Annotated in this window: 16 protein-coding genes; 12 read left to right on the top strand and 4 right to left on the bottom strand. The window is 44.9% G+C overall.

The genetic code is table 11. The annotated features are described in order from the left end of the window. Positions 1–3 precede the first annotated feature (3 nt). The 8 genes from OL444_RS15905 to nikR are packed head-to-tail and all read left to right on the top strand — an operon-like array spanning position 4 to position 5,513. Positions 4–468: an urease accessory protein UreE gene (locus OL444_RS15905; RefSeq protein ID WP_264731687.1), complete on the top strand. Its 465-nt coding sequence runs from the start codon at positions 4–6 to the stop codon at positions 466–468. After that, on the top strand, positions 469–1,155 hold the full coding sequence (locus OL444_RS15900) for an urease accessory protein UreF (RefSeq protein ID WP_264731689.1): 687 nt from the start codon (positions 469–471) through the stop codon (positions 1,153–1,155). It abuts the gene before it with no gap. Between the two features lie 25 nt (positions 1,156–1,180). Next, positions 1,181–1,789, top strand: coding sequence for an urease accessory protein UreG (gene ureG, locus OL444_RS15895; RefSeq protein WP_264731691.1), 609 nt, complete (start codon positions 1,181–1,183; stop codon positions 1,787–1,789). Between the two features lie 10 nt (positions 1,790–1,799). Then, complete coding sequence (locus OL444_RS15890) at positions 1,800–2,741, top strand: urease accessory protein UreD (protein ID WP_264731692.1); 942 nt, start codon at positions 1,800–1,802, stop codon at positions 2,739–2,741. Between the two features lie 38 nt (positions 2,742–2,779). Beyond that, positions 2,780–3,121 (top strand): hydrogenase maturation nickel metallochaperone HypA/HybF, encoded by a 342-nt coding sequence (locus OL444_RS15885; protein WP_264731694.1) that lies wholly within the window; start codon positions 2,780–2,782, stop codon positions 3,119–3,121. Between the two features lie 11 nt (positions 3,122–3,132). Continuing rightward, the gene (gene hypB, locus OL444_RS15880) at positions 3,133–3,840 is read left to right on the top strand and encodes a hydrogenase nickel incorporation protein HypB (protein ID WP_264731696.1); all 708 of its coding nucleotides are present in this window, start codon (positions 3,133–3,135) and stop codon (positions 3,838–3,840) included. Between the two features lie 42 nt (positions 3,841–3,882). Next, positions 3,883–5,088 carry a porin gene (locus OL444_RS15875; protein ID WP_264731698.1) on the top strand — a complete coding sequence of 402 codons (1,206 nt, stop codon included), beginning with the start codon at positions 3,883–3,885 and terminating at the stop codon, positions 5,086–5,088. Positions 5,089–5,111: 23 nt separating this feature from the next. Beyond that, complete coding sequence (gene nikR, locus OL444_RS15870) at positions 5,112–5,513, top strand: nickel-responsive transcriptional regulator NikR (RefSeq protein ID WP_264731701.1); 402 nt, start codon at positions 5,112–5,114, stop codon at positions 5,511–5,513. Positions 5,514–6,829: 1,316 nt separating this feature from the next. Here nikR and OL444_RS15865 read toward each other — a convergent pair. Then, positions 6,830–7,633: an alpha/beta fold hydrolase gene (locus tag OL444_RS15865; RefSeq protein WP_264731703.1), complete on the bottom strand. Its 804-nt coding sequence runs from the start codon at positions 7,631–7,633 to the stop codon at positions 6,830–6,832. Between the two features lie 82 nt (positions 7,634–7,715). Here OL444_RS15865 and OL444_RS15860 point away from each other — a divergent pair, with 82 nt between their 5' ends. Beyond that, the gene (locus tag OL444_RS15860; RefSeq protein WP_264731705.1) at positions 7,716–8,075 is read left to right on the top strand and encodes a winged helix-turn-helix transcriptional regulator; all 360 of its coding nucleotides are present in this window, start codon (positions 7,716–7,718) and stop codon (positions 8,073–8,075) included. A 240-nt stretch (positions 8,076–8,315) separates the two neighbouring features. On the opposite strand, the gene OL444_RS15855 is transcribed toward OL444_RS15860, so the two are convergent. Continuing rightward, positions 8,316–8,540: a class I lanthipeptide gene (locus tag OL444_RS15855; protein ID WP_264731707.1), complete on the bottom strand. Its 225-nt coding sequence runs from the start codon at positions 8,538–8,540 to the stop codon at positions 8,316–8,318. A 380-nt stretch (positions 8,541–8,920) separates the two neighbouring features. Next, positions 8,921–10,132 carry a cytochrome P450 gene (locus tag OL444_RS15850; protein WP_264731709.1) on the bottom strand — a complete coding sequence of 404 codons (1,212 nt, stop codon included), beginning with the start codon at positions 10,130–10,132 and terminating at the stop codon, positions 8,921–8,923. A gap of 761 nt (positions 10,133–10,893) precedes the next feature. On the opposite strand from OL444_RS15850, the gene OL444_RS15845 reads away from it, so the two are divergent. The 3 genes from OL444_RS15845 (at position 10,894) to OL444_RS15835 (ending at position 13,256) form a co-directional block, all read left to right on the top strand. After that, on the top strand, positions 10,894–11,997 hold the full coding sequence (locus OL444_RS15845; RefSeq protein WP_264731711.1) for a helix-turn-helix domain-containing protein: 1,104 nt from the start codon (positions 10,894–10,896) through the stop codon (positions 11,995–11,997). Positions 11,998–12,215: 218 nt separating this feature from the next. Continuing rightward, complete coding sequence (locus OL444_RS15840) at positions 12,216–12,743, top strand: hypothetical protein (protein WP_264731713.1); 528 nt, start codon at positions 12,216–12,218, stop codon at positions 12,741–12,743. 45 nt (positions 12,744–12,788) lie between these two features. Further along, positions 12,789–13,256 (top strand): hypothetical protein, encoded by a 468-nt coding sequence (locus tag OL444_RS15835; RefSeq protein WP_264731715.1) that lies wholly within the window; start codon positions 12,789–12,791, stop codon positions 13,254–13,256. 399 nt (positions 13,257–13,655) lie between these two features. Here the strand turns inward: OL444_RS15835 and OL444_RS15830 are convergent, their stop codons facing one another. Beyond that, positions 13,656–25,298 carry a T9SS type B sorting domain-containing protein gene (locus OL444_RS15830; RefSeq protein WP_264752025.1) on the bottom strand — a complete coding sequence of 3,881 codons (11,643 nt, stop codon included), beginning with the start codon at positions 25,296–25,298 and terminating at the stop codon, positions 13,656–13,658. Positions 25,299–25,335: the final 37 nt, after the last annotated feature.

Genomic DNA, 25,335 nt, shown 5'->3' with positions numbered 1-25,335 from the left:
GCTATGATCATTATTGAAGCAGTGTTGAATAATCCGGTTACCGGAAACAGATCAAGAGACGTTTTTGAGATTGAATGGTACGAGACGACCAAAACAATTATCAGGCGCCCTACCCTGTCGGGAATGGAAATAGTGATCAGAAAACACAACCGGGTTCCGCTGGCCGACGGCGATATTTTGTGGATGGACGATGAAAGATACATTGAGCTGGTGATAAAGCCCTGTGAGTGTATTGTGTTTACACCGAAGACACTCAGGGAAATGGGGATTATTTGTTTTGAGATCGGTAACAAACATATTCCCATTTACATCGATGAGGAGGATAGCATCAGTGTAGCGTACGAATCGCCTTTATACATGCAGCTGCAGCGGGCAGGTTATGCCCCCCGCATTGAAGAACGCAAATTATTGCAGACACATATGCTGCGGGCGCATGGCCATGGTAATAACAACGCAAATAACTACTAAATGCAGAAACTATTAACACTGTTACAGGTTAATGACTCCATGTTCCCCATAGGAAGCTTTACGCATTCCTATGGGCTGGAGTCTTATGTGAATGCCGGCATTGTGCATGATAACAGTTCAGCTGCCGAGTATGCCAGAACGATGCTCGAGCACAGTATCTATTACAACGACGCTGCTTTCCTTTACAGGACCATCACCTTACCTGCAGGAAAAAAAAGGTGGGAGCAACTGACGGAACTGGACATACTGGTGACCGCCCTGAAGGCACCCTATGAGATCAGAGATGCCAGTAAAAAACTGGCGATCCGGTTCCTGAAACTGGTGAATGAGCTGAAGGTATATCCTGTTTGCAAGAAGTACGCGGAAGCCATACAAAGCGGGGAACTGCACGGGCATTACGCCATCGCCTTCGGGTTATATGTGAAGGCCGCTGGCATCAGTACAGAAGATGCCCTCAGCGCCTTTTACTATAACACGCTGAATGGTATTATCACCAACTGCGCGAAGACAGTACCTATCAGTCAGACTGTCGGGCAGAAAATACTGTTTGAACTACAACCGGTGATTACGAAGCTGGTCAGCAAACAAAAGGATATGGACGAGCAGCAGTTGGGATTATGTTGTATAGGACAGGAGATAAAGTGTATGCAGCATGAAAAACTGTATACCCGTATTTACATCTCCTGATCATTAAACTTTAAATTATTGTGACATGACGAAATATGTAAAAGTAGGTGTGGCCGGCCCTGTAGGGTCCGGGAAGACAGCCCTGATAGAAGCGCTTACCAGAGCGATGAGTGATGACTACAGCATCTGTGTAGTTACGAATGATATCTACACCAAAGAGGATGCGCAGTTCATGATTAAAAATTCCAAGCTTCCTGCGGAAAGAATCCGTGGTGTTGAAACAGGCGGATGTCCGCATACAGCTATCCGGGAAGACGCCTCTATGAACCTGGAAGCCGTAGAGGAGCTGGTAAAACTTCATCCGGATACAGAACTTGTATTTATAGAAAGCGGTGGTGATAACCTGGCGGCTACCTTCAGCCCTGACCTGGCAGATGTAACCATCTTCGTGATAGACGTGGCAGAAGGCGAGAAAATACCCCGTAAAGGAGGCCCTGGTATTACCAGGTCCGACTTACTGCTGATCAACAAAATAGATCTGGCACCGTATGTAGGCGCCAGTCTGGAGGTAATGGAAAGAGACGCTAAAAAAATGCGGGGCGACAAGCCATTCCTTAAAACCAATATCCGGGAAAAACAAGGACTGAGCGATGTGATCGCCTGGATCAAAAAATACGCATTATTAGAAGCATAATCCAACGACAATGATAAATAGGGATAATTCACTGACAAGCAGGGTTGACATTAGCTGCAAGCGGGAGGGGGCCAAAACCCTGCTGGTGAACAGTTATTTTGATATTCCCTATAAAGTGGTACACTATGGTTCCAAGCGCCTGCAGGATCACCTGGAGGTGATGATGATGTGTTACTCTCCCGGCGTCATGGATGGCGACGCGCTGCAGGTAAGCGTGCATTGCCCGGAACACGTGGAAATGAAGCTGTTTACCCAATCTTTCAATAAGGTACACCCCATGAAAAAGGGGGCTTCCCAGGCGATGCATGTGAAAGTAGATGAACATGCGATCTTACAATATCTGCCTCAGCCCACCATCCCGTTCAAAAACGCCATTTTCGATATGGACAACCTGATAGAGGTGGCGGCAAACGGACACCTGATATGGGGAGATATCATCAGTGGTGGCCGTATCCACTCCGGCGAGCGGTTTGAGTTTTCGAAACTGCATAGCCGGACAAAAGTCTACAGTGGCGGAAAACTGGTGTTCTTTGACAACCAGTTAATGGCGCCGCGTAAACAGCCACTGGAACGTATGTTATTCTTTGAAGGACATACCCATCAGGGGACCTTACTGATCGTTTCTGAATATGCGAAGGCATTTAAGGAGGAGCTGGATGAAGTGCTGACGGAGCAATTTGTGGACATGCGTTACGGGTTTACCATGAGTGGGCCCAACACGCTGCTGATCAGGGCCCTGGGAGAAAGCGGCGATGCCATGCACGAGTGGCTGTCCAACATCGGTGATATGTGCTGGAGTTTCATCCGCCATCATACTGCCGATATGGAGCCTGTGAAGACGCCCGCAAAAGTTACTGCCAGCAAACAGACTTTGAAGAAGAAAGCAACACCTGCTACCAAAAGGCAGCCAGCCAAAAAGGTGGCCGCCAAAAAAGCGGTTGCCAAATTGTAGCCTGGGGCGGTTGCCCCGGAAACATTAAACAGGAAGCCATGCATGAAGTGCCGATAGTCAGAGATATTTTCAATACGCTTCAGGAAAACCATCCGGAGAAGTTCGACCGCATCACCAAGGTGCAGGTAGAAGCAGGGCTGTTATGTAATGTACAACCCATCCTGATCCAGAATGCCTTTGAAGCATTGATACGTGATGAGCCGCAGCTGGCTCATATAGACCTGGAAGTCGTGTTGTTGCCGATTGTGGCACACTGCGACACCTGTGACCAACACTTCACCGTGATCCGGCACAGGTTTGTATGCGCATGTGGCACACCTTCCAGAAAAATTGTGCAGGGCGAAGAACTGCGCATCAGCAAAGTTGAATTTCTAAACTAAAAATAACTACCATGATTGATACTAAACCTAAAAGCAACAGAATGCCGGCCGGTTCCGTGCAGTGTGACAATACCACTTTGAACCTGTTAAAGGCCAACGATTTTGTTGCCAAAGCAATTAAAGATAAAGTGCCGGATGTATTGATCCTCAATATATGTTCTTCTCCGGGCAGTGGTAAAACCACCTTACTGCAGGAAACCGGCAGACGCCTGCAGGATAAATTAAAAATTGCCGTACTGGTAGGTGATCCTGAAACAGAAAGGGATGCGGTGCGGTTACGGGATGTGGGCATCAATGCCTTACAGATCGTTACCGGCGGTATGTGTCATATAGAAGCGCAGATGATATACCAGGCGCTGGACCATATAGACCTGACGGAGGTAGACCTGCTGATTATTGAAAACGTAGGTAATCTCGTTTGTCCGTCGGCGTTTGACCTGGGCGAAGATTATCGGGTAACCTTACTGGCATCTACCGAAGGAGATGATAAACCTAAAAAATATCCGCGGATGTTTTTAACCAGCGAATTGATGGTGGTATCAAAAGCGGATCTCCTCCCCTACGTTCCGTTCTCCGTAGAAGCTGCCATTAAAGATGCCCGGGAAGTAAATCCTGATCTTTCGGCGATGCAGGTGAGCACCTTAACCGGAGAAGGTATTGATGAATGGTGCAACTGGCTGGAGGAAAAAGTAAAAGAGAAAAAGGCCCGGAAACAATAATAGTATCCGGCCGCCTTTCCTCTGAAAAATTGAATCTGATATATGAAAATGAAACTCGTTCTGACTGTAAGCTTTGTTTGTTTATCTGGTTACCTGTTTGCTCAGACAGCACCGGTACCTGCCAGCGATACGACCAAAGAAGTATCTGCTCCTTTAATAAAAAAGAGGCCGGAAGCACTGCAAAATGTTCATATGAATTTTTTGCTGCGTAGTTCCCTGGAGATTCCGGACGGAGACAAACAATCGGCTATGCGCCTCAATGAGGCCCGCATTGAAGTATTAGGTACCATCTTGCCGGACCTGGATTTCCGGATCCGCTACCGGCTCAACAGATCGCAGGTACAAAGAGATCTGGACAACGCGCCTGCTTCTTTAGACATCGCATCTGTCAACTATAAATTCGGGAACGGGAAAAAGTGGTCCGTCAATGTGGGGAAACAAGCCGCCTATGTAGGGAACTGGGAGTTTGAAACCAACCCTACCTACGAGTATCAGTACTCAGAGTTTGTGAACTTCCAGACCAATTTATTCCTGATGGGTGTACGGCTGGGATACCAGGTAAACAAAAACCATGGCTTCTTCCTGCAGCTGCACAATACCTACAATAATGCCTTCAATACCACCTATACCAATGCCGGTTATGCTGCTGATGGCCTGAAGGGATCCAAAACACCCATGGGCGTATATGCGAGCTGGTTAGGTAAAATGTTTGACCAAAAGCTCCATACCTTCTGGAGTTACGATATTGCACAGTATGCGTCTGGCAAAACCAATCATGCCGTGGCATTGGGTAATAAGGTGGTGCTGAACAAACTGAAAGGTTATCTGGACCTGCAATGGGCCGCTATGGCGGTAGATTATGTCAACATAGCATCTCCTTCCGTCAACAAGTACCAGCAACGGCTCCATCCCGATTTCACACCGGCATTTGCCAGGGACATCAATTATAAAGGCGCCGTTTTAAGACTGGACTATGAATTTGTTCCGGGATGGTTTATTACGACCAAAGGTATTTTCGAATCTGCCAGTCAGACGAAAAATAGTGCTGCGCCGGGAAAGAACTTCCGGCAGAATATTGGTCTGCTTGCAGGATTGGAATATAAACCTATTGCCAGTCAGAACATGAAGTTGTTTGGTTATTACTATAACAACCAGGTGAAGTACCGCAACGTGATCGCCGATGCCAATGCGCACCAGCGTTCCAGCCTGTTTGCCGTTGGTGTGCTGTACCTGGTCAATGCATTCTAAGTTGTAAGTTTTAAATGCCGCATATGAAAGTTGTAAGATTTGGTGTCTCCATAGAGAAAAATGTATTGCAGTTATTGGATAATTATATTGAAGACAACCAGTTTCCCAACCGGTCGCAGGCCATCCGCCATCTCATCCAGCGGATAGAAGTCGAAAAACAATGGCAGTCAGATGAAGTAGTAGGTGGCTCTATTACCTTGCTGTTTGATCATCATAAGAGAGACCTGCTGGACAAGATCACAGATATCCAGCATGATTATCATCATTTGATCCTTTGTTCCCAGCACATTCACCTGGACCACGACAACTGTATGGAAATTATTGCCGTCAAAGGAAAGGCCACCCTGTTAAAACAGCTGGCCAATGCATTGACGGCGGTAAAAGGCATTATACATGGAGAGTTATCTATGACGAAGATTAATTAAGGATCAACAGGCAGGTATAAAGACGCTATAGAAACAATAAGCAGCTGTCTCAAAGGGAATGTAGACAGCTGCTTGCTTTTTCCAAAGCAAGCAGCCTGTTAAGATGTATGTTCGTTAATCCATGCTGAAATAAAACAGCGCACTTTTGCATAAAATTAAGTGTGCTAATATGGAACAACAATTCAACCTCCCTGCAGCTACCGCTAATAGCAAAATGGATTTTATATTATTTAAGGAGAACCGATATTTCATTTACCAAAGGCAAGATGCGTGTGCATGCAGAAGAAAAGAATAGCGATAGAAAAAAGTAGGGAATGAGCATACCCACGCTCCTTTTATGCATCCATTCCGACAGCTATCTGCTGACTATTCAAGCCTTACAAATATTCTAATTATAAGCTGACAGCTGACCAACCGGCACGATGAAGATCAGTACAGCAAATCGGATATACATTACCTCATACCTAGTATTAGGTACTGCCCACCAATTATAACAAGGCACATCCCACCGGCAGCATTTATAAAACATCAGGCTACTATCGTTTATGTCTTATTAAAAATCGTGTAGTAAATAATTTTTAAAATAATGAAATTCCATCAACATTATTATACTAAACAGGTGAGTGTTACATTCTCCATTCCTTATATCTAATCGTATCACAGTGAAATTAATCAACCCTACCCTACTCAATTAATGTGGCAACACATATTTTTTCGCATGTCTATTCCTCACCCATCATAGCTCATTAGCAATACTCTTAAAACAGGAATAAAAGCAGCGGTTATCTTTAAATAAAAATAGCATTGGATTAATTGAAAGTACAGGATAGATCCAGGTAGTTATAACTTATATTTCAGGTATCCCTACATTCCCCTGGTACAACTGAACATATTATATCCAGTCAATACCTCGTTAGAAACAGGTTAAATAGCTCCACTCACCGACTAAAAGGAATAAGCTTTTCGTATATGCGTCCACTTTATTTTTTTGTAAAAACCCTTGACAATAAATAATGGTAGCATTTACTTATCCAATAATTGATGTAAAAAGAAAAGACTTCCAACTTAGGGACGAATACATTAACAAGGGAAAAGTTTCTAATAGAATAACAAAGCAATGTTATCATTGTAGTGATATGGTAAAACAAGGGATGTAAACACCATGCTCTCAAACACACAACTAAAAAACACCCCACACCTAACGACTAAGCAATCGATCCTATGGTACCCGAACTCCTTATCAATTTAAAAACAATGTAAAGGCGTTGTTGCATCAATAATGGCACCACCCCTATTTATGCAACAACGTCTTTGTTTTAATCGGCGAAGGATTCAATGAGTGTAGCGGTTTCTTTTGGAGCTGTCATCATCGCATCATGCCCTGTTACCAATTCAAAATATTTCCATTTCTTATCATTTTTAGCACTCCTCGCAAAATGTGCAAACGCAGGATTAATCTCCGCTGTACAGGCGATAAAAATCAATGGCAGGTGATTACCGAATGGATGAACTAAAGTCAGCTTTTGGGTAAAGGTCCGGAATGGTTGCCCGGTAAGCCTTTGTCCTACCCAGCGGGCATCTGCAGTATCTTTTATACCGAATACGGATACGGGCCACGACGAAATGGTTAACCCACCATTTTTCGCTGCTGATTCTGTGACATATGATGTTACCGATGGCGCATTAATAGCGGATAGCACACTCTGACCACTTTCCACCAATACCGGATCCAGGAACACCAGTTTACGCAGCCTTTGCGGTATCCGATCTGCCACACCTGTTATCACTGCGCCGGCATAACTGTGACCTACCAATATCACATCGTGCAGGTCTTCCATCTCTATTAGGTTCACGATGTCTGTAATATGTGTTTCAAGATTCACGACAGGGCTTACTGTATTCCGGTGTTCCCCAAGTCCGCTGAGTGTAGGCGTATATACCGTAGCACCGTTTCCACGCAGCATACCGCTGACCCGCTGCCAGCACCATCCGCCATGCCATGCACCGTGTACCAGTACATACACTGGTGGTATCTTGGGGGATTGTGCATAACTGTTACTGAATAGCAGTAGAGATAATAGCGTAGATATAACTACCCCTCTTATTCTTTTGTAGTCCATTTTAAATTATTTTTGGCAAATTTATCTACACATTACACCGTGACCAATATCTCACCTAAAAGTGAGTTATTAAATCAGCAATATGGCCAGCAACATTAAAACGAGTTCATCAAACGCGCATAATCGTCAGCTATTGGCCGACGCTCATGACGTGAATGATATTTTAAGAACGATCAGTGCCCGATGGAAAATGGAGATCCTCTGCAGTATAACCCTGGGAGTAAATCAGTTCAATCGTCTGAAAGAAAAGTTTCCCTCTTTATCTGATCAGATATTGGGTAAACGATTATCGGAAATGGTGAGTGAAGGATTAGTGCTGAAAGAGCATATCGCCGGAACGGTGCCACCACAAACTATTTACAAACACACCGAAAAGGCAACGGAACTGATTGTAATATTAAAGCAGCTACATTTATGGGGACAAAAGAAGCGGGATAAGTAACCTGCACTGCCCGGTATCACCGACGTACTTTATCAACAAATGAATTTGTAACTACAAGGCCACACTAAGTGTGGCCTTGTGCTCTCTATGGTACAATCTTTTTGTAATAGTCTGATCCCAATCCATCCGGTACTTTCCCACCATGACAATTAGTTATTTTGCAGATACCAGCTTTGGTGATAGCTGCACTGCGTTATACAACTGGTAAATCGACGAAAGAAATCCGCTGACATTCCTGGCTTAACAATTATTAAGTACACGGGAAAGGGCACATCTGGGGTCAACTGTAACAAAACATTTAATCATCCTGGTTTCAATATCAGTATCGCAGTATACAATACAACTCTTGACATAAACAGTGATTCCCAGATCTATGCCGCCATTCACATGCTGTTGGCTGGCGGGTGTTAAAGCGGCAATGTTGATTTTCTTAAGCGATAGTTTTTTGGCAATTTTCTTTTTCATAACATAATATTTGTGAAGGTTAAAGAAAGATTACAGGTTGCATCATAAAAACATGAAACAGTCGCGGGGTGCAGGATTAAGTAGTAATGACTGAGTCGTTGAACAAGCCATGTACTATTTATGGTTTTACAGACAGCACCGGAAGTGTTCGGGGCCGCCCCTGTCATAGCAGGCTAAAAAATACGACATAGTAATCTAATGACCATCCTATCCCTAAAAACCGTTCCCATCCCCCCAGGTTATAAGATAGGGACAGCGATGGAGTAAAACCGTACTGTCAGGTCAGATAGTAGCTATTACAGGTATCCATTTACTTTCCAACTGGAATGTTTGCTATTTGTTTATTGCTGTTGCTTATGTATAAATTTTACTCAGGGTAGCTATTCGAAAGGTTTGAACTTTATTTTCAGATTTTCCGGATAACGGGTGAAGAGGCCAATTTCCGTGGGTATATCATCTGTTGCAAACTGCATATCCTGGAGATCATTCAGAATAGCTTCCACTGCCACCTGCATTTCCAGTTTCGCTAATTGTGCACCAATACAGAAGTGCCGGCCGAATCCAAAAGTAGCCATATTTCTGGCAGCGGTAAAAGTGGTTTTAGTATCCAGTTCTTCGCGGAATATATTGAATTTGTCCGGGTCTTTAAATTGTGTTTCATCACGATTGGCCGCTGCCAACAAGCACGTCACGGTAGCGTTGGCAGGTATTTCCCCACCTGATACCTGTACCTTTTCATTGGTGACCCTTAATATCATACTGAGAGGAGGTGTATATCTTAGTGACTCTGTAATGGCTCTGTCTATCAGGCTACGATCCTGTAGCAGTTGCGTAAACTGGTCCGGATGCATTAACAGGTTCCGGAAGAGACTGGCCAGTCCCTTATCCGTTGTTTCTGCACCGGCCTGCATTAGTACGCCACAGAATCCCATTATTTCCAGTTTATCCATTCTTTTCCCATCAACGATGGTATTGCATAATGTGGACAATATATCGCTTCCATGCTGAGGGTCATCTGTTCGCTCGTCGATGATCCGGCTTAGATAGATATGAAATTGATCTCTATCGCGCAGTGCTTCTTGCAGTATTTCCGGATTGCCACTGAGGTCTTCAAAATATACTGCGAAGGAGTTGTACCATTTGTAGAAAAGAGAAGTGTCTTCATCGGGCAACCCCAATAAACTCATGACGACTTTAAGTGCAAATATGTTAGTGAACTCCATTCTCAAATCAGCCTGACTTTTCCCTTTCAATTTATTCAGGAGTCTGGTGGCGATGTCTTGTATGATGGTAGTGGATTGTTCCATCAGTTCTTTTCCCCGCAGCGCCGGCGCTACAAAATTACGTTGCCGGGAATGTTCTTTTCCATCGAGCTGGATAAAGGTTACCCCATGAAGTGGCTCTACCTGCCATGCATAATTGCGGGATGAAAATACAGGATCTTTCAAGGCTCTTTCCACATCTTCAAATCTGCTGAGCACGTAGCTTTGTGTAGGCTCATGGAAAAATAGCGGCTGCTCTTTATGCATATGCTTGTAATAGAAATAAGGATCTTTCTGATAAGATTCAGAGAAAAAATTAATGGTATGCATAGCGGAGGGTTTTAAAGGTTATATCATAACAAGGCGATTGGATATTTTGTTGAGTTGGAATGCAGGACGGACTGTCGTTATATACTTTGTCTCTTCTTTCTACAAGATGAAATTAGAAGAAGCAACTGCTATGGTGTTACATGATATGTTAATGTTGCCTGTAAAGATGAAATGGCGGTACCGGCTGATTAGCGGGAATAGCATGGTGGAGTTGTCGTCTTTTGTATATGACAGGGTGTTTAGACCGATTATAGCAACGAGACGGTTACGATACATAAAAGGGACTGTAAGGGTTAGCTGCGACGATTAAATGGTCTGGTGTAGGTGAGATGTTCCCTTATCAGCGAGCGGATGTTATTGTACGGGCATTTTACTTCGAAAGCACTTTGCATCAACTTATCTTGATTGATATTGGTAATAGCGCCCAGGTCATCAGTTATATTTTTCAACTTATGGATAGCATCCGCTCCAAATCGCGGGGAAGCCTTAGCCTGAATAATGCAATTCTCCAGGTTTATATCCTTCATCCAGGCATCCCATCATTTGCACTACTGTTGTGATCACGATAAGATACCCTTCGTGCATATATAAGCTACACTGGAAGCCAATTCAGTACTTCCCGAATTATAAAGCGTATAGTTACCCGGTACTTCTTAAAATCATGGAGGAATAACATATATTACATGCCACGCTGATATGCTGTTTTGTTCCGACAACATTTATTAGACCACTTATATTTTTTGAATGCTTAATCTAAGAATATGCAGATATGCTTCACCGGTATCGTTGCATTATTGGCAATGATCATTTCGCAATCTGTTTTTGCTGCCGGCTTATTATTTTTCGCAAAATACAACAAGCTTTCTAACCGACTGCTGGCTACATTGATCCTTTCCATCGCATTGGGTTTGACAGATCATTTTATGAGAATTGCCGGAATTTATGATCAAAGACCGGCGCTTTATTTTATGCCAATTTTTTATTCATTTGGTTTTGGCCCTTTACTCTATTTCTATGTCCGGTGCCTGGTGAATCAGGATTTTAAATTCAGGCGGATACACCTGCTACATTTTATTCCAGTTGCTTTACAGTTTGTATTGTATCTTATATTGGCCTTTTGCACGCTCTCTTTTAAAGAATGGTACTGGGAAAACGTTCACCAACCATACAGTTACAGGATTGAATTTGACGGCAGTTGGATCTCCCTTAGTATTTACTTGTTTATGTCAGTCCGTTTGTTGCTGCGTTACCAACGATGGCTACAAAATAATTTCTCAGAATTATCAAAAATAAAGCTGAACTGGCTCAAAACGCTATTAATTATATTAATGATTTTATGTTCGCAATGGTTTATTGAGATGCTGCTAAGAGATTGGAAGGGTTTATATTTTGATTACGACTATTCAGTAGAAATACTGGGAATTACAGCGCTTGTTCTTGGTGTCGCTGGAATACGGCAATCAAATCTGACCGGAATAACCTATGAGGTGGCTGATAAACAGGCGGCAGAAGATGCAAAGACATTATTTGAACCAGACCCCGAAATATTGAACAAAATCCGGGAGGCCATGGAAAAACAACAATTATATCTTAACCCGGGTTTAACATTGATTGAGCTTGCTCAAGCTATCAAACTAAATCCGAAGGTTGTTTCCCGTCATATTAATGCTGGTTTCAAAAAATCCTTTAATGATTTTGTAAATGGGTATCGGGTTGAAGAGGTTAAACGAAAACTAACTCCCGCCAATCTGGAAAGAACAACCATCATGTCCATAGCAATGGATGCAGGGTTCAATTCCAAATCTACCTTCAACCGCATTTTTAAGGAACTTACCGGTATGGCTCCCTCCGAATTCAATAGCTAAGTGGCTTATTTTTCATCCCCCCTGCCCTTTTGACTTACCGCAGGCATCCAACTTTCCCCCTATTGCAAATGCAGCCATAAACTCCTTTATTTTTATCTAGCAGCCCATTTTCTGCCTGAAACAGGTACCATATACGGTATTTGAGACGTCCCAAACTGATTTTGAACCTCCTTCAACAGCAGGAAAAGCCATTTTTGCCTCCTAACCAAAAAAAAATTATGACCAGAAAACAACGATTGAGTTATTGCATGGGGGGGATATTTGTGCTAGTCTGCCACCTACCCGCATTGGCACAGGTTTCATGGACCGATCGCTCCAGAATTCTCCCTGATGACCTGAGAAATATTCCTACAGCTATTTTACTTTACCATTCTCCAACACCGGTTTATCCCATGTTAAATGATGACACCATTGGATTCCCCGGTAAGTACATATGGAAACATAATACCAGCGTAAAAACAATGATGGCTGATTTGGAAGTCATCGCTGCCGGCAGTTATATCTGGTCGGCCAATAAAGGCTGGATCCCCAATATAAAATTAGACCGGCAAGAGTTTGCAAAAGAATTCAGTTGTAAGGATGGAATACTTAAGCAACACCGGCTCTATTTGTTTGTAAAAAACTACCGTTACGGAAACAAAATTTATCCAGGTGATGCACTTTGGTATGTAATTGCAAAAGACAATAACGGAAAAACCTATAAAGGCATTGCCATAGTGGAAACAGAAGCAACATTAAAACAATAACACAAAACAGCTAATATGAAATTCCCGCTAATTACATTAATGTTCATGATAACATTATATCAAACCAATACCAGACTTAAATCTAATGATCTTGACGGATTAACCGGTAAAAACTGGAGTGGCTCGCTCATCTACCGGGATTACAGTACCCAAAAACTGGTATCCATCCCAACAGCGCTAACCGTAACAGTTTCAGTAAAAGGAACCGGTTCCTACAATTTTAAAACTTCTTATCCCAAAGAACCCTCACATGATAACCTCCAGGTTATTGCGATTACCAATAAAGGGCAGACGATCGACGGAGAAAATGTTAAAGCCCGCACATTATTGCCCGAAGGAACCCTGACGTTTGTGACAGAGCGGAAAGGGGTTGATAATGATAGAGAGGCTCTATTCCGTTTTACTTATCGGATTGGTAAAACATCCTTTTCCCGTAAGCAGGAAGTTTGTTATGTGGGCGATTCTACCTGGTTTATGCGGAATGAGCTTTCACTAAAAGTAAGTACTGAATAAGTACTTCTTCTAAAAACTGATACAAACGCTTCCTGTTTCCGAGCCCGAAAATGTTCGCTTAAACGGCCTTCTTATATAAATGACAATTTCATATATCCATCGCCGTTATTATCTTCGGGCTGGCTTTTAAGCAGCTGTCGTAATGGTAGTACGTATTAATTGATAACTTACGATACTTTAATACACATAGGGTGCATACTATCCACCATATATATACCTGGTCATACCTCCATGCAGAAATTGGCTGAGGTCTGCGAAAAAATGATGGTTTACCTATGTAAAGTATAATAAAAAATATAGGATACAGTAAATCTGAATTTGTTTACTGTATCCTATATTCTATCTTCTCAGATTCATTTTGTATAATTTACCTTTTTATGGTAAAAGAAAAAGCCGCTTCTACCTCACCAACAATATCCATCCGCTGTACGGAATTATTCCGATTGGTGTTTTCAGATTTAATATATAAAAGTAAGTCCCTTCATTCAAGCCATAGCCATCCCAATTATTTCCGTAGTTGTTACTGATATACACCTGATTTCCCCATCTATTATAAATTTCAAGCCTGCTACCGGGATATTTTTCCAAGCCAGGAATTACAAATTTATCATTCTTTCCGTCTCCGTTCGGTGTAATAGTATTCGGAATAAACAGCCCTCCTGTTACTTTCGCCTTTACAACTGATGTATTATCAGCGGGATCAATATCATTTTCATTACCTGAAACAACTGCCATATTATCAATATCTCCCTCATTATTAAACATGCTAACCATAGTCAATGTGGTGTAAGCACCAGCATTCAGTGCACCAATACGCCAGCTTAATGTCCTGGTTAATGGATCATAAGACGCTATACCAGCATCAACTGTTATATTTTTCGGATCTGCCAATGCCATGACCAACACATCTTTCACTATTACCCCTGTTGCATCTCCCGGGCCGCTATTATGCACCATAATTTTATACGTGATTCGCTGTCCCGTTGCATATGGCGCTGGTTCAACAATAGTTTTAATAATCCCCAGATTAATCTGTGTTTCATTCAAAATCACCGTATCTGACGGATTATGGGGATCTGTAGGGTCACCCGCAACTACAATGTTACGATAAGGCCCGGTTGCAGCGGCATCCATTATCAATGTCAGCTGCTGCGTCGTTCCTTGCAAGGCGTCTACTGTCCAAATACCAGTGGCACTGTTGAAGGTTCCGGAAGTTGTTGAACTACTTACATAATTCAAATTTACAGGTAGATCATTTACTTTTAGTCCAAGGGTATCTTTACTTCCCCGGTTGCTTAAAGTAATTATAAAGGTTACTCTTCCTCCCGCTTTCACAGTTGCAACATTAGCTGTTTTTCTTACCGACAATACAACAAACCTTACTGTATCTTTCAGACTGGCAGGGTCATTAACGTTACCCGCAACAATGGTGTTTAAGTAGGGGCCTTCGGAATTAGCCCGCATGATCAACGTTAATACCTGAGTAGTATTCTTCAACGCATCTACGGTCCAAACACCGCTACCACTGTTATAACTACCGTTACTTACACTGCTGCTTACATAAGTAAATCCTTGTGACTGATCGGTCACCTGTAAGCCCAGCGTATCTTTTAGGCCACTGTTGGTGACACTTACTGTAAAGCTTACCGCGTCACCTGGCTTCACCACATTTTTATCGGCTGTCTTTTTGATGCTCAGCACAGCAAAACGAGCCGTATCTCGCGGGGTGGTCGGATCCACCGGATCTCCGATCACAGCTACGTTACCATAAGGACCACTCGCATTAGCCGTCATCACCAGCGTTAAAGTTTGGGTACTACCCTTTAGCGCATCTACGGTCCAGATACCGCTACCGTTGTTATAGCTGCCGTTACTTACACTGCTGCTTACATAAGTAAATCCTTGTGGCTGATCGGTCACCTGTAAGCCCAGTGTATCTTTTAAGCCACTGTTGGTGACACTTACCGTAAAGGTTACCGCGTCACCGGGCTTTACTACATTTTTATCGGCTGTCTTTTGGATGCTCAACACAGCAAAACGGGCCGTATCTCGCGGGGTGGTCGGATCTACAGGATCTCCGATCACGGCTACGTTGCCATAAGGACCGCTCGCATTAGCTGTCATCACCAGCGTTAAAGTTTGGGTACTGCCTTTTAGCGCATCTACCGTCCAGATACCACTGCCACTGTTATAACTACCACTGGTCGTAGTATTGCTTACATAAGTAAATCCTTGTGGCTGATCTGTCACCTGTAAGCCCAGCGTATCTTTTAGGCCACTGTTGGTGACACTCACCGTAAAGGTTACTGCGTCTCCTGGTTTAACAACACTTTTATCTACTGTCTTTTTGATGCTCAACACGGCAAAACGAGCCGTATCTCGCGGATTGGTCGGATCTACCGGATCTCCGATTACTGCTACGTTACCATAAGGGCCGCTCGCGTTAGCCGTCATCACCAGCGTTAAGGTTTGGGTACTACCTTTCAACGCATCTACGATCCAGATACCACTGCCACTGTTATAACTGCCGTTACTTACAGTGCTGCTTACATAAGTAAATCCTTGTGGCTGATCGGTCACCTGTAAGCCCAGTGTATCTTTTAGGCCACTGTTGGTGACACTCACCGTAAAGATTACCGCGTCTCCTGGTTTTACTACACTTTTATCGGCTGTCTTTTTGATACTCAACACGGCAAAACGAGCCGTATCACGCGGATTGCTCGGATCTACAGGATCTCCGATCACGGCTACGTTACCATAAGGACCACTCGCATTTGCCGTCATCACCAGCGTTAAGGTTTGGGTACTACCCTTTAGCGCATCTAGTGTCCAAACACCGCTGCCGCTGTTATAACTACCACTGGTCGTAGTATTGCTTACATAAGTAAATCCTTGCGGTTGATCAGTCACCTGTAAGCCCAACGTATCTTTTAAGCCACTGTTGGTGACGCTTACCGTAAAGGTGACCGCGTCACCTGGTTTAACAACACTTTTATCTACTGTCTTTTTGATACTCAGCACGGCAAAACGAGCCGTATCTCGCGGGGTGGTCGGATCCACCGGATCTCCGATTACAGCTACGTTACCATAAGGGCCACTTGCATTAGCCGTCATCACCAGCGTTAAAGTTTGGGTACTACCTTTCAGCGCATCTAGTGTCCAAACACCGCTGCCGCTGTTATAACTACCACTGGTCGTTGTATTGCTTACATAAGTAAATCCTTGCGGTTGATCAGTCACCTGTAAGCCCAGCGTATCTTTTAAGCCACTGTTGGTGACACTTACCGTAAAGCTTACCACCTCACCTGGCTTTACTACATTTTTATCGGCTGTCTTTTTGATACTCAGCACGGCAAAACGAGCCGTATCACGCGGGGTGGTCGGATCCACCGGATCTCCGATCACGGCTACGTTGCCATAAGGGCCACTCGCATTTGCCGTCATCACCAGCGTTAATGTTTGGGTACTACCCTTTAGCGCATCTACTGTCCAGATACCACTACCACTGTTATAATTACCATTACTTACACTACTACTTACATAAGTAAATCCTTGCGGCTGATCTGTCACCTGTAAGCCCAGCGTATCTTTTAAGCCACTGTTGGTGACACTTACTGTAAAGATGACCGCGTCACCTGGCTTGACTACATTTTTATCGGCTGTCTTTGTGATACTCAACACGGCAAAACGAGCCGTATCACGCGGATTAGTCGGATCTACAGGATCTCCGATCACGGCTACGTTGCCATAAGGACCACTCGCATTGGCCGTCATCACCAGCGTTAAGGTTTGCGTACTACCCTTTAGCGCATCTAGTGTCCAAACACCGCTGCCGCTGTTATAACTACCACTGGTCGTTGTATTGCTTACATAAGTAAACCCTTGCGGCTGATCGGTCACCTGTAAGCCCAGTGTATCTTTTAGCCCACTGTTGGTGACACTTACCGTAAAGCTTACCACGTCACCTGGCTTTACTACATTTTTATCGGCGGTCTTTTTGATACTCAAAACTGCGAAACGGGCTGTATCACGCGGGTTGGTCGGATCTACAGGATCTCCGATCACAGCCACATTACCATAAGGACCATTCGCATTGGCCGTCATCACCAGCGTTAAGGTTTGGGTACTACCCTTTAGCGCATCTAGTGTCCAAACACCGCTGCCACTGTTATAACTACCGTTACTTACACTGCTGCTTACATAAGTAAACCCTTGCGGCTGATCTGTCACTTGTAAGCCCAACGTATCTTTTAGGCCACTGTTGGTGACACTTACTGTAAAGGTTACCGCGTCTCCTGGCTTTACTTCATTTTTATCGGCTGTCTTTTTGATGCTCAACACGGCAAAACGAGCTGTATCACGCGGGTTGGTCGGATCTACCGGATCTCCAATCACAGCTACGTTGCCATAAGGACCACTCGCATTGGCCGTCATCACCAGCGTTAACGTTTGGGTACTACCCTTTAGTGCATCTACTGTCCAGATACCGCTGCCACTGTTGTAACTACCGTTACTTACACTGCTGCTTACATAAGTAAATCCTTGCGGCTGATCTGTTACCTGTAAGCCCAACGTATCTTTTAGGCCACTGTTGGTGACGCTTACCGTAAAGGTGACCGCGTCACCTGGTTTAACAACACTTTTATCTACTGTCTTTTTGATACTCAGCACGGCAAAACGAGCCGTATCTCGCGGATTAGTCGGATCTACAGGATCTCCGATCACAGCCACGTTACCATAAGGACCATTCGCATTGGCCGTCATCACCAGCGTTAAGGTTTGCGTACTACCCTTTAGCGCATCTAGTGTCCAAACACCGCTGCCACTGTTATAACTACCGTTACTTACACTGCTGCTTACATAAGTAAACCCTTGCGGCTGATCTGTCACTTGTAAGCCCAACGTATCTTTTAGGCCACTGTTGGTGACACTTACCGTAAAGGTGACCGCGTCACCTGGCTTCACTACATTTTTATCGGCTGTCTTTTTGATGCTCAACACGGCGAAACGGGCTGTATCACGCGGGTTGGTCGGATCCACCGGATCTCCGATCACGGCCACGTTACCATAAGGACCATTCGCATTAGCCGTCATCACCAGCGTTAAAGTTTGGGTACTACCCTTTAGCGCATCTACCGTCCAGATACCACTGCCGCTGTTATAACTACCACTGGTTGTAGTATTACTTACATAAGTAAACCCTTGCGGTTGATCGGTCACCTGTAAGCCCAGTGTATCTTTTAAGCCACTGTTGGTGACACTTACCGTAAAGGTTACCGCGTCTCCTGGCTTTACTACATTTTTATCGGCTGTCTTTTTGATGCTCAGCACAGCAAAACGAGCCGTATCTCGCGGATTGGTCGGATCTACAGGCTCTCCGATCACTGCCACGTTGCCATAAGGACCATTCGCATTAGCCGTCATCACCAGCGTTAAAGTTTGGGTACTACCCTTTAGCGCATCTACCGTCCAGATACCACTGCCACTGTTATAACTACCGTTACTTACACTGCTGCTTACATAAGTAAACCCTTGTGGCTGATCTGTCACCTGTAAACCCAGTGTATCTTTTAAGCCACTGTTGGTGACACTTACTGTAAAGCTTACCACGTCACCTGGCTTTACTACATTTTTATCGGCTGTCTTTTTGATACTCAGCACGGCAAAACGAGCCGTATCCCGGGGATTGGTCGGATCTACCGGATCTCCGATCACAGCTACGTTACCATAAGGACCACTCGCATTAGCTGTCATCACCAGCGTTAAGGTTTGGGTACTACCTTTCAGCGCATCTACTGTCCAGACACCGCTGCCACTGTTATAGCTGCCACTGGTCGTAGTATTACTTACATAAGTAAACCCTTGTGGCTGATCCGTCACCTGTAAGCCCAGCGTATCTTTTAGGCCACTGTTGGTGACACTTACCGTAAAGGTTACTGCGTCACCTGGCTTTACTACATTTTTATCGGCTGTCTTTTTGATGCTCAACACGGCAAAACGGGCCGTATCCCGGGGATTGGTCGGATCTACAGGATCTCCGATCACGGCTACGTTGCCATAAGGACCACTCGCATTAGCCGTCATCACCAGCGTTAAAGTTTGGGTACTACCTTTCAGCGCATCTACCGTCCAAACACCGCTGCCGCTGTTATAACTACCACTGGTCGTTGTATTGCTTACATAAGTAAATCCTTGCGGCTGATCGGTCACCTGTAAGCCCAACGTATCTTTTAACCCACTGTTGGTGACACTTACTGTAAAGGTGACCGCGTCTCCTGGTTTAACAACACTTTTATCTACTGTCTTTTTGATGCTCAACACGGCAAAACGGGCCGTATCACGCGGATTGGTCGGATCTACCGGATCTCCGATTACAGCCACGTTGCCATAAGGACCACTCGCATTAGCCGTCATTACCAGTGTTAAGGTTTGGGTACTACCCTTTAGCGCATCTACGGTCCAAACACCGCTACCGCTGTTGTAGCTGCCACTGGTCGTAGTATTGCTTACATAAGTAAACCCTTGCGGTTGATCAGTCACCTGCAAGTCCAGCGTATCTTTTAAGCCATTGTTGGTTACACTTACCGTAAAGGTGACCACGTCACCCGGCTTTACTACATTTTTATCCACTGTCTTTTTGATGCTCAACACAGCAAAACGGGCAGTATCACGCGGATTGGTCGGATCTACCGGATCTCCGATCACGGCTACGTTACCATAAGGACCACTCGCATTGGCCGTCATCACCAGCGTTAAAGTTTGGGTACTACCTTTCAGCGCATCTACGGTCCAGACACCGCTGCCACTGTTATAACTACCGCTAGTCGTAGTATTACTTACATAAGTAAATCCCTGCGGTTGATCGGTCACCTGTAAGCCTAGTGTATCTTTTAACCCGCTGTTGGTGACACTCACAGTAAAGGTTACCACGTCACCGGGTTTAACTACACTTTTATCTACTGTCTTTTTGATACTCAACACAGCAAAACGGGCCGTATCACGCGGATTGGTCGGATCTACAGGATCTCCAATCACAGCTACGTTGCCATAAGGACCACTCGCATTTGCCGTCATCACCAGCGTTAAGGTTTGGGTACTACCCTTTAGTGCATCTACGGTCCAGATACCGCTGCCGCTGTTGTAACTGCCGTTACTTACACTGCTGCTTACATAAGTAAACCCTTGCGGCTGATCGGTCACCTGTAAGCCCAGTGTATCTTTTAGGCCACTGTTGGTGACACTTACTGTAAAGGTGACCGCGTCTCCTGGCTTTACTACATTTTTATCGGCTGTCTTTGTGATACTCAACACGGCAAAACGAGCCGTATCACGCGGATTAGTCGGATCTACAGGATCTCCGATCACGGCTACGTTGCCATAAGGACCATTCGCATTGGCCGTCATCACCAGCGTTAAAGTTTGGGTACTACCTTTCAGCGCATCTACGGTCCAGACACCGCTGCCACTGTTGTAACTACCACTGGTCGTTGTATTGCTTACATAAGTAAATCCTTGTGGCTGATCTGTCACTTGTAAGCCCAACGTATCTTTTAGGCCACTGTTGGTGACACTTACCGTAAAGGTGACCGCGTCTCCTGGCTTTACCACATTTTTATCGGCGGTCTTTGTGATACTCAGCACGGCAAAACGAGCCGTATCACGCGGGGTGGTCGGATCCACCGGATCTCCGATCACAGCTACGTTGCCATAAGGACCACTCGCGTTAGCCGTCATCACCAGCGTTAAGGTTTGGGTGCTACCTTTCAGCGCATCTACGGTCCAGATACCACTACCGCTGTTATAACTACCGTTACTTACACTGCTGCTTACATAAGTAAATCCTTGCGGCTGATCTGTTACCTGTAAGCCCAGTGTATCTTTTAGGCCACTGTTGGTGACACTTACCGTAAAGGTTACCGCGTCACCCGGCTTTACCACATTTTTATCGGCTGTCTTTTGGATGCTCAGCACGGCAAAACGGGCCGTATCCCGGGGATTGGTCGGATCTCCCGGATCTCCGACCACCGCTACATTGCCATAAGGACCACTCGCATTTGCCGTCATCACCAGCGTTAAAGTTTGGGTACTACCTTTCAACACATCTACGGTCCAAACACCGCTGCCGCTGTTATAACTACCACTGGTCGTAGTATTGCTTACATAAGTAAATCCTTGCGGTTGATCAGTCACCTGTAAGCCCAGCGTATCTTTTAAGCCACTGTTGGTGACACTTACCGTAAAGGTGACCACCTCACCTGGCTTTACTACATTTTTATCGGCTGTCTTTGTGATGCTCAACACGGCAAAACGGGCCGTATCTCGCGGGGTGGTCGGATCTACAGGATCCCCGATCACAGCTACGTTGCCATAAGGACCACTCGCGTTAGCCGTCATCACCAGCGTTAAAGTTTGAGTACTACCTTTCAGTGCATCTACCGTCCAGATACCGCTGCCACTGTTATAACTACCACTGGTCGTTGTGCTGCTTACATAAGTAAACCCTTGCGGCTGATCTGTCACCTGTAAGCCCAGTGTATCTTTTAAGCCACTGTTGGTGACACTTACCGTAAAGGTGACCGCGTCACCGGGTTTAACTACATTTTTATCTACTGTCTTTTTGATGCTCAACACGGCAAAACGAGCCGTATCTCGCGGGTTGGTCGGATCCACTGGATCTCCGATCACGGCTACGTTGCCATAAGGACCACTCGCATTGGCAGTCATCACCAGCGTTAAAGTTTGGGTACTACCCTTTAGCGCATCTACCGTCCAGATACCGCTGCCACTGTTATAACTACCGCTAGTCGTAGTATTACTTACATAAGTAAATCCTTGCGGCTGATCTGTCACCTGTAAGCCCAACGTATCTTTTAGGCCACTGTTGGTGACACTTACTGTAAAGCTTACCGCGTCTCCTGGTTTAACAACACTTTTATCTACTGTCTTTTTGATACTCAACACAGCAAAACGAGCCGTATCACGCGGATTGGTCGGATCCACCGGATCCACCGGATCTCCGATCACGGCTACGTTGCCATAAGGACCACTCCCATTTGCCGTCATCACCAGCGTTAAAGTTTGGGTACTACCTTTCAGCGCATCTAGTGTCCAAACACCGCTGCCACTGTTGTAACTACCACTGGTCGTTGTATTGCTTACATAAGTAAATCCTTGTGGCTGATCTGTCACCTGTAAGCCCAGCGTATCTTTTAAGCCACTGTTGGTGACACTTACCGTAAAGCTTACCTCGTCATCTGGCTTTACTACATTTTTATCGGCTGTCTTTTTGATACTCAACACGGCAAAACGGGCTGTATCACGTGGGTTGGTCGGATCCACCGGATCTCCGATCACAGCTACGTTGCCATAAGGACCACTCCCATTTGCCGTCATCACCAGCGTTAAAGTTTGCGTACTACCCTTTAGCGCATCTACTGTCCAAATACCGCTGCCACTGTTGTAACTACCGTTACTTACACTGCTGCTTACATAAGTAAATCCTTGCGGTTGATCTGTCACCTGTAAGCCCAGCGTATCTTTTAAGCCACTGTTGGTGACACTCACCGTAAAGGTGACCGCGTCACCTGGCTTTACTACATTTTTATCTGCGGTCTTTTTGATACTCAACACGGCAAAACGAGCCGTATCTCGCGGGTTGGTCGGATCTACAGGATCTCCGATCACAGCCACGTTACCATAAGGACCATTCGCATTGGCCGTCATCACCAGCGTTAAAGTTTGGGTACTACCCTTCAGCGCATCTACGGTCCAGATACCGCTGCCACTGTTATAACTGCCACTGGTCGTTGTATTGCTTACATAAGTAAATCCTTGCGGCTGATCGGTCACCTGTAGACCCAACGTATCTTTTAAGCCACTGTTGGTGACACTTACCGTAAAGGTGACCGCGTCACCCGGCTTTACCACATTTTTATCGGCTGTCTTTTGGATGCTCAGCACGGCAAAACGGGCCGTATCCCGGGGATTGGTCGGATCTCCCGGATCTCCGACCACAGCCACATTGCCATAAGGACCACTCGCATTGGCCGTCATCACCAGCGTTAAAGTTTGGGTACTACCTTTCAACACATCTACGGTCCAAACACCACTACCGCTGTTATAACTACCACTGGTCGTTGTATTACTTACATAAGTAAACCCTTCCGACAAATCATTAACTTCTAATCCAAGCGTATCCCTAAGTCCGGTATTTTCTACCGTGACTGTAAAAGTAACCTGGTCACCAGACTTCACACTCCCCTTATCAACTGTCTTCAATATATTTAATGCACTAAACAATGTCGTATCACGCGGATTAACCGGATCATCAGGATCTCCAATGCCAGCGACATTGCTATATGGACCCGTTCCGTTGGCTGTCATCACCAGCGTCAGGCTCTCCAAACTATCCTTCAGCGCATCTACGATCCAGGTTTTGGTAGCATTATCGTATGTTCCTGAAGAAGCACTACTGCTCACATATGTAAACCCTGCTGGTTTTTCAATCACCCTTACACCTAAACTATCAGCTAACCCCGTATTGCTTAATACAATCGTGAAGGTGACCTGGCTACCCGGTGTAATAGTATGTTTATCTGCCGTCTTAACGATGGAGAGTATAGGTTTTGCGCCAATCGTAATGATTCCTGTAGCTTCATTTGATAAAGATCCACTGACGTCTTTTACAGTATATTTAAAATTATCCTGCCCGGTAAAACCAGCGTTAGGTGTATAGGTAACGGTGCCGTCTGCATTAACTGTCAGCACGCCGTTCAGGGGCTGCTGGGTAATGGTTACTGTTGCAGGGTCCAAAGCATCCCCGAAAACAATATCATTATTCAACACGGGTATGGTTACAGCAGTATTTACCGGTGTAGATACCGTGTCGTTCACAGCTATAGGCGGCACCACCCTTATGGAAGTATAGAGATAGCCCGGCTGGTTCCAGTCATCACAACCATATGGTGCATTACATCCACCGGGTGCACCATTAGCTTGCGGGTAGAACTTAAGGGTATACTGCGTTTGCCCTCTCACCAGCAATGCAGAAATATCTATCACATCTAAATCAAACCAGGGAAATGCAACATCATTTCCGGAAGCTGCATTTGTATATGAAAAAGACGATGCCGGATTCCGGCCGCTGGTAACAGGACTCCCCCTGTAGCTCCGGGATTCATTTAATGGATTGTTAGCCGGATTGACCGCATCACTCAGAAAAAAATTGTTTAACGCTGCCGAACTACCTGTAGCCGGTCTGTTATAAGTAACAGCGTCGTTCCAGGGCGCATTTGCTCCACCGATAAACCAGCCGGCTTCTCCGTCTATCGCCACGGAGGTATTTTCCGGCACCTTAAACCCCGTAGCTGTAACATCATTTGATCCACCGGTAACATACTTAAATCCATCTGTGAGGGATATCATCCTGAAATTATGAGATACATCCGAAAAGGGATACTCATATTCAACCCATAATGACCACCCTGCATATGGTGGATAGCCATTTGTAGCGGGAGGTTGAGGATCGGAATCAATATTAGCCACTGTATAAGTACCAGATTGCTGCACCAGCGCAGTGACGTCTTTCATACCCTGCCAGAAATAAGTACTAGATTGCCACGCTATATCCGGGATAATATTCACATAAGCACCAGAAGCAGGCGTTTTTATTTTCACGTGTGTGAAATTAGGCCTGGAAGCCGGCGGGTTACTTATATTATATACCGCGCCTGTACTATAACAATTTGACTGCCAGTACAAAAAAGCTTTTTTCACGCTGCTGCCGGCTGGAATTAAAAGGTCCTCACTGGAAGAGTTAAATGTAGTTGGATCCCCATCAATATCAATGTGGTAGGAATAAGGCACTGTCCGGGTTCGTACAACATTCGCATTACCCGCTACCAATACCCCTCCCCTAACAACATCCTGATAGCGCAATGCATAAGGTGTACCACTGCTGCTAATGAAAAACCGCGTTTGTGCCTTGACATTACTTTCAATCAATAATAATAAAAGGGTCAGAAGCAGTAAAAGTTTTCTCATAATTTCTATGTCTTTCGAATTTCACCAGATCTTTCTA

The organism is Chitinophaga nivalis, from assembly GCF_025989125.1.
Taxonomy (GTDB): domain Bacteria; phylum Bacteroidota; class Bacteroidia; order Chitinophagales; family Chitinophagaceae; genus Chitinophaga; species Chitinophaga nivalis.
The sequence above is the reverse complement of the archived record's forward strand: the minus strand, read 5'-3'. Positions and strand labels throughout refer to the sequence as shown.

Coding starts and splice junctions, on each gene's coding strand:
- nikR (WP_264731701.1), top strand. CDS start 5,112: ATGAAAGTTGTAAGATTTGGTGTCTCCATAGAGAAAAATGTATTGCAG.
- OL444_RS15830 (WP_264752025.1), bottom strand. CDS start 25,298: ATGAGAAAACTTTTACTGCTTCTGACCCTTTTATTATTATTGATTGAA.
- OL444_RS15835 (WP_264731715.1), top strand. CDS start 12,789: ATGATAACATTATATCAAACCAATACCAGACTTAAATCTAATGATCTT.
- OL444_RS15840 (WP_264731713.1), top strand. CDS start 12,216: ATGACCAGAAAACAACGATTGAGTTATTGCATGGGGGGGATATTTGTG.
- OL444_RS15850 (WP_264731709.1), bottom strand. CDS start 10,132: ATGCATACCATTAATTTTTTCTCTGAATCTTATCAGAAAGATCCTTAT.
- OL444_RS15855 (WP_264731707.1), bottom strand. CDS start 8,540: ATGAAAAAGAAAATTGCCAAAAAACTATCGCTTAAGAAAATCAACATT.
- OL444_RS15860 (WP_264731705.1), top strand. CDS start 7,716: ATGGCCAGCAACATTAAAACGAGTTCATCAAACGCGCATAATCGTCAG.
- OL444_RS15900 (WP_264731689.1), top strand. CDS start 469: ATGCAGAAACTATTAACACTGTTACAGGTTAATGACTCCATGTTCCCC.
- OL444_RS15905 (WP_264731687.1), top strand. CDS start 4: ATGATCATTATTGAAGCAGTGTTGAATAATCCGGTTACCGGAAACAGA.
- OL444_RS15885 (WP_264731694.1), top strand. CDS start 2,780: ATGCATGAAGTGCCGATAGTCAGAGATATTTTCAATACGCTTCAGGAA.
- OL444_RS15890 (WP_264731692.1), top strand. CDS start 1,800: ATGATAAATAGGGATAATTCACTGACAAGCAGGGTTGACATTAGCTGC.
- ureG (WP_264731691.1), top strand. CDS start 1,181: ATGACGAAATATGTAAAAGTAGGTGTGGCCGGCCCTGTAGGGTCCGGG.
- hypB (WP_264731696.1), top strand. CDS start 3,133: ATGATTGATACTAAACCTAAAAGCAACAGAATGCCGGCCGGTTCCGTG.
- OL444_RS15875 (WP_264731698.1), top strand. CDS start 3,883: ATGAAAATGAAACTCGTTCTGACTGTAAGCTTTGTTTGTTTATCTGGT.
- OL444_RS15845 (WP_264731711.1), top strand. CDS start 10,894: ATGCAGATATGCTTCACCGGTATCGTTGCATTATTGGCAATGATCATT.
- OL444_RS15865 (WP_264731703.1), bottom strand. CDS start 7,633: ATGGACTACAAAAGAATAAGAGGGGTAGTTATATCTACGCTATTATCT.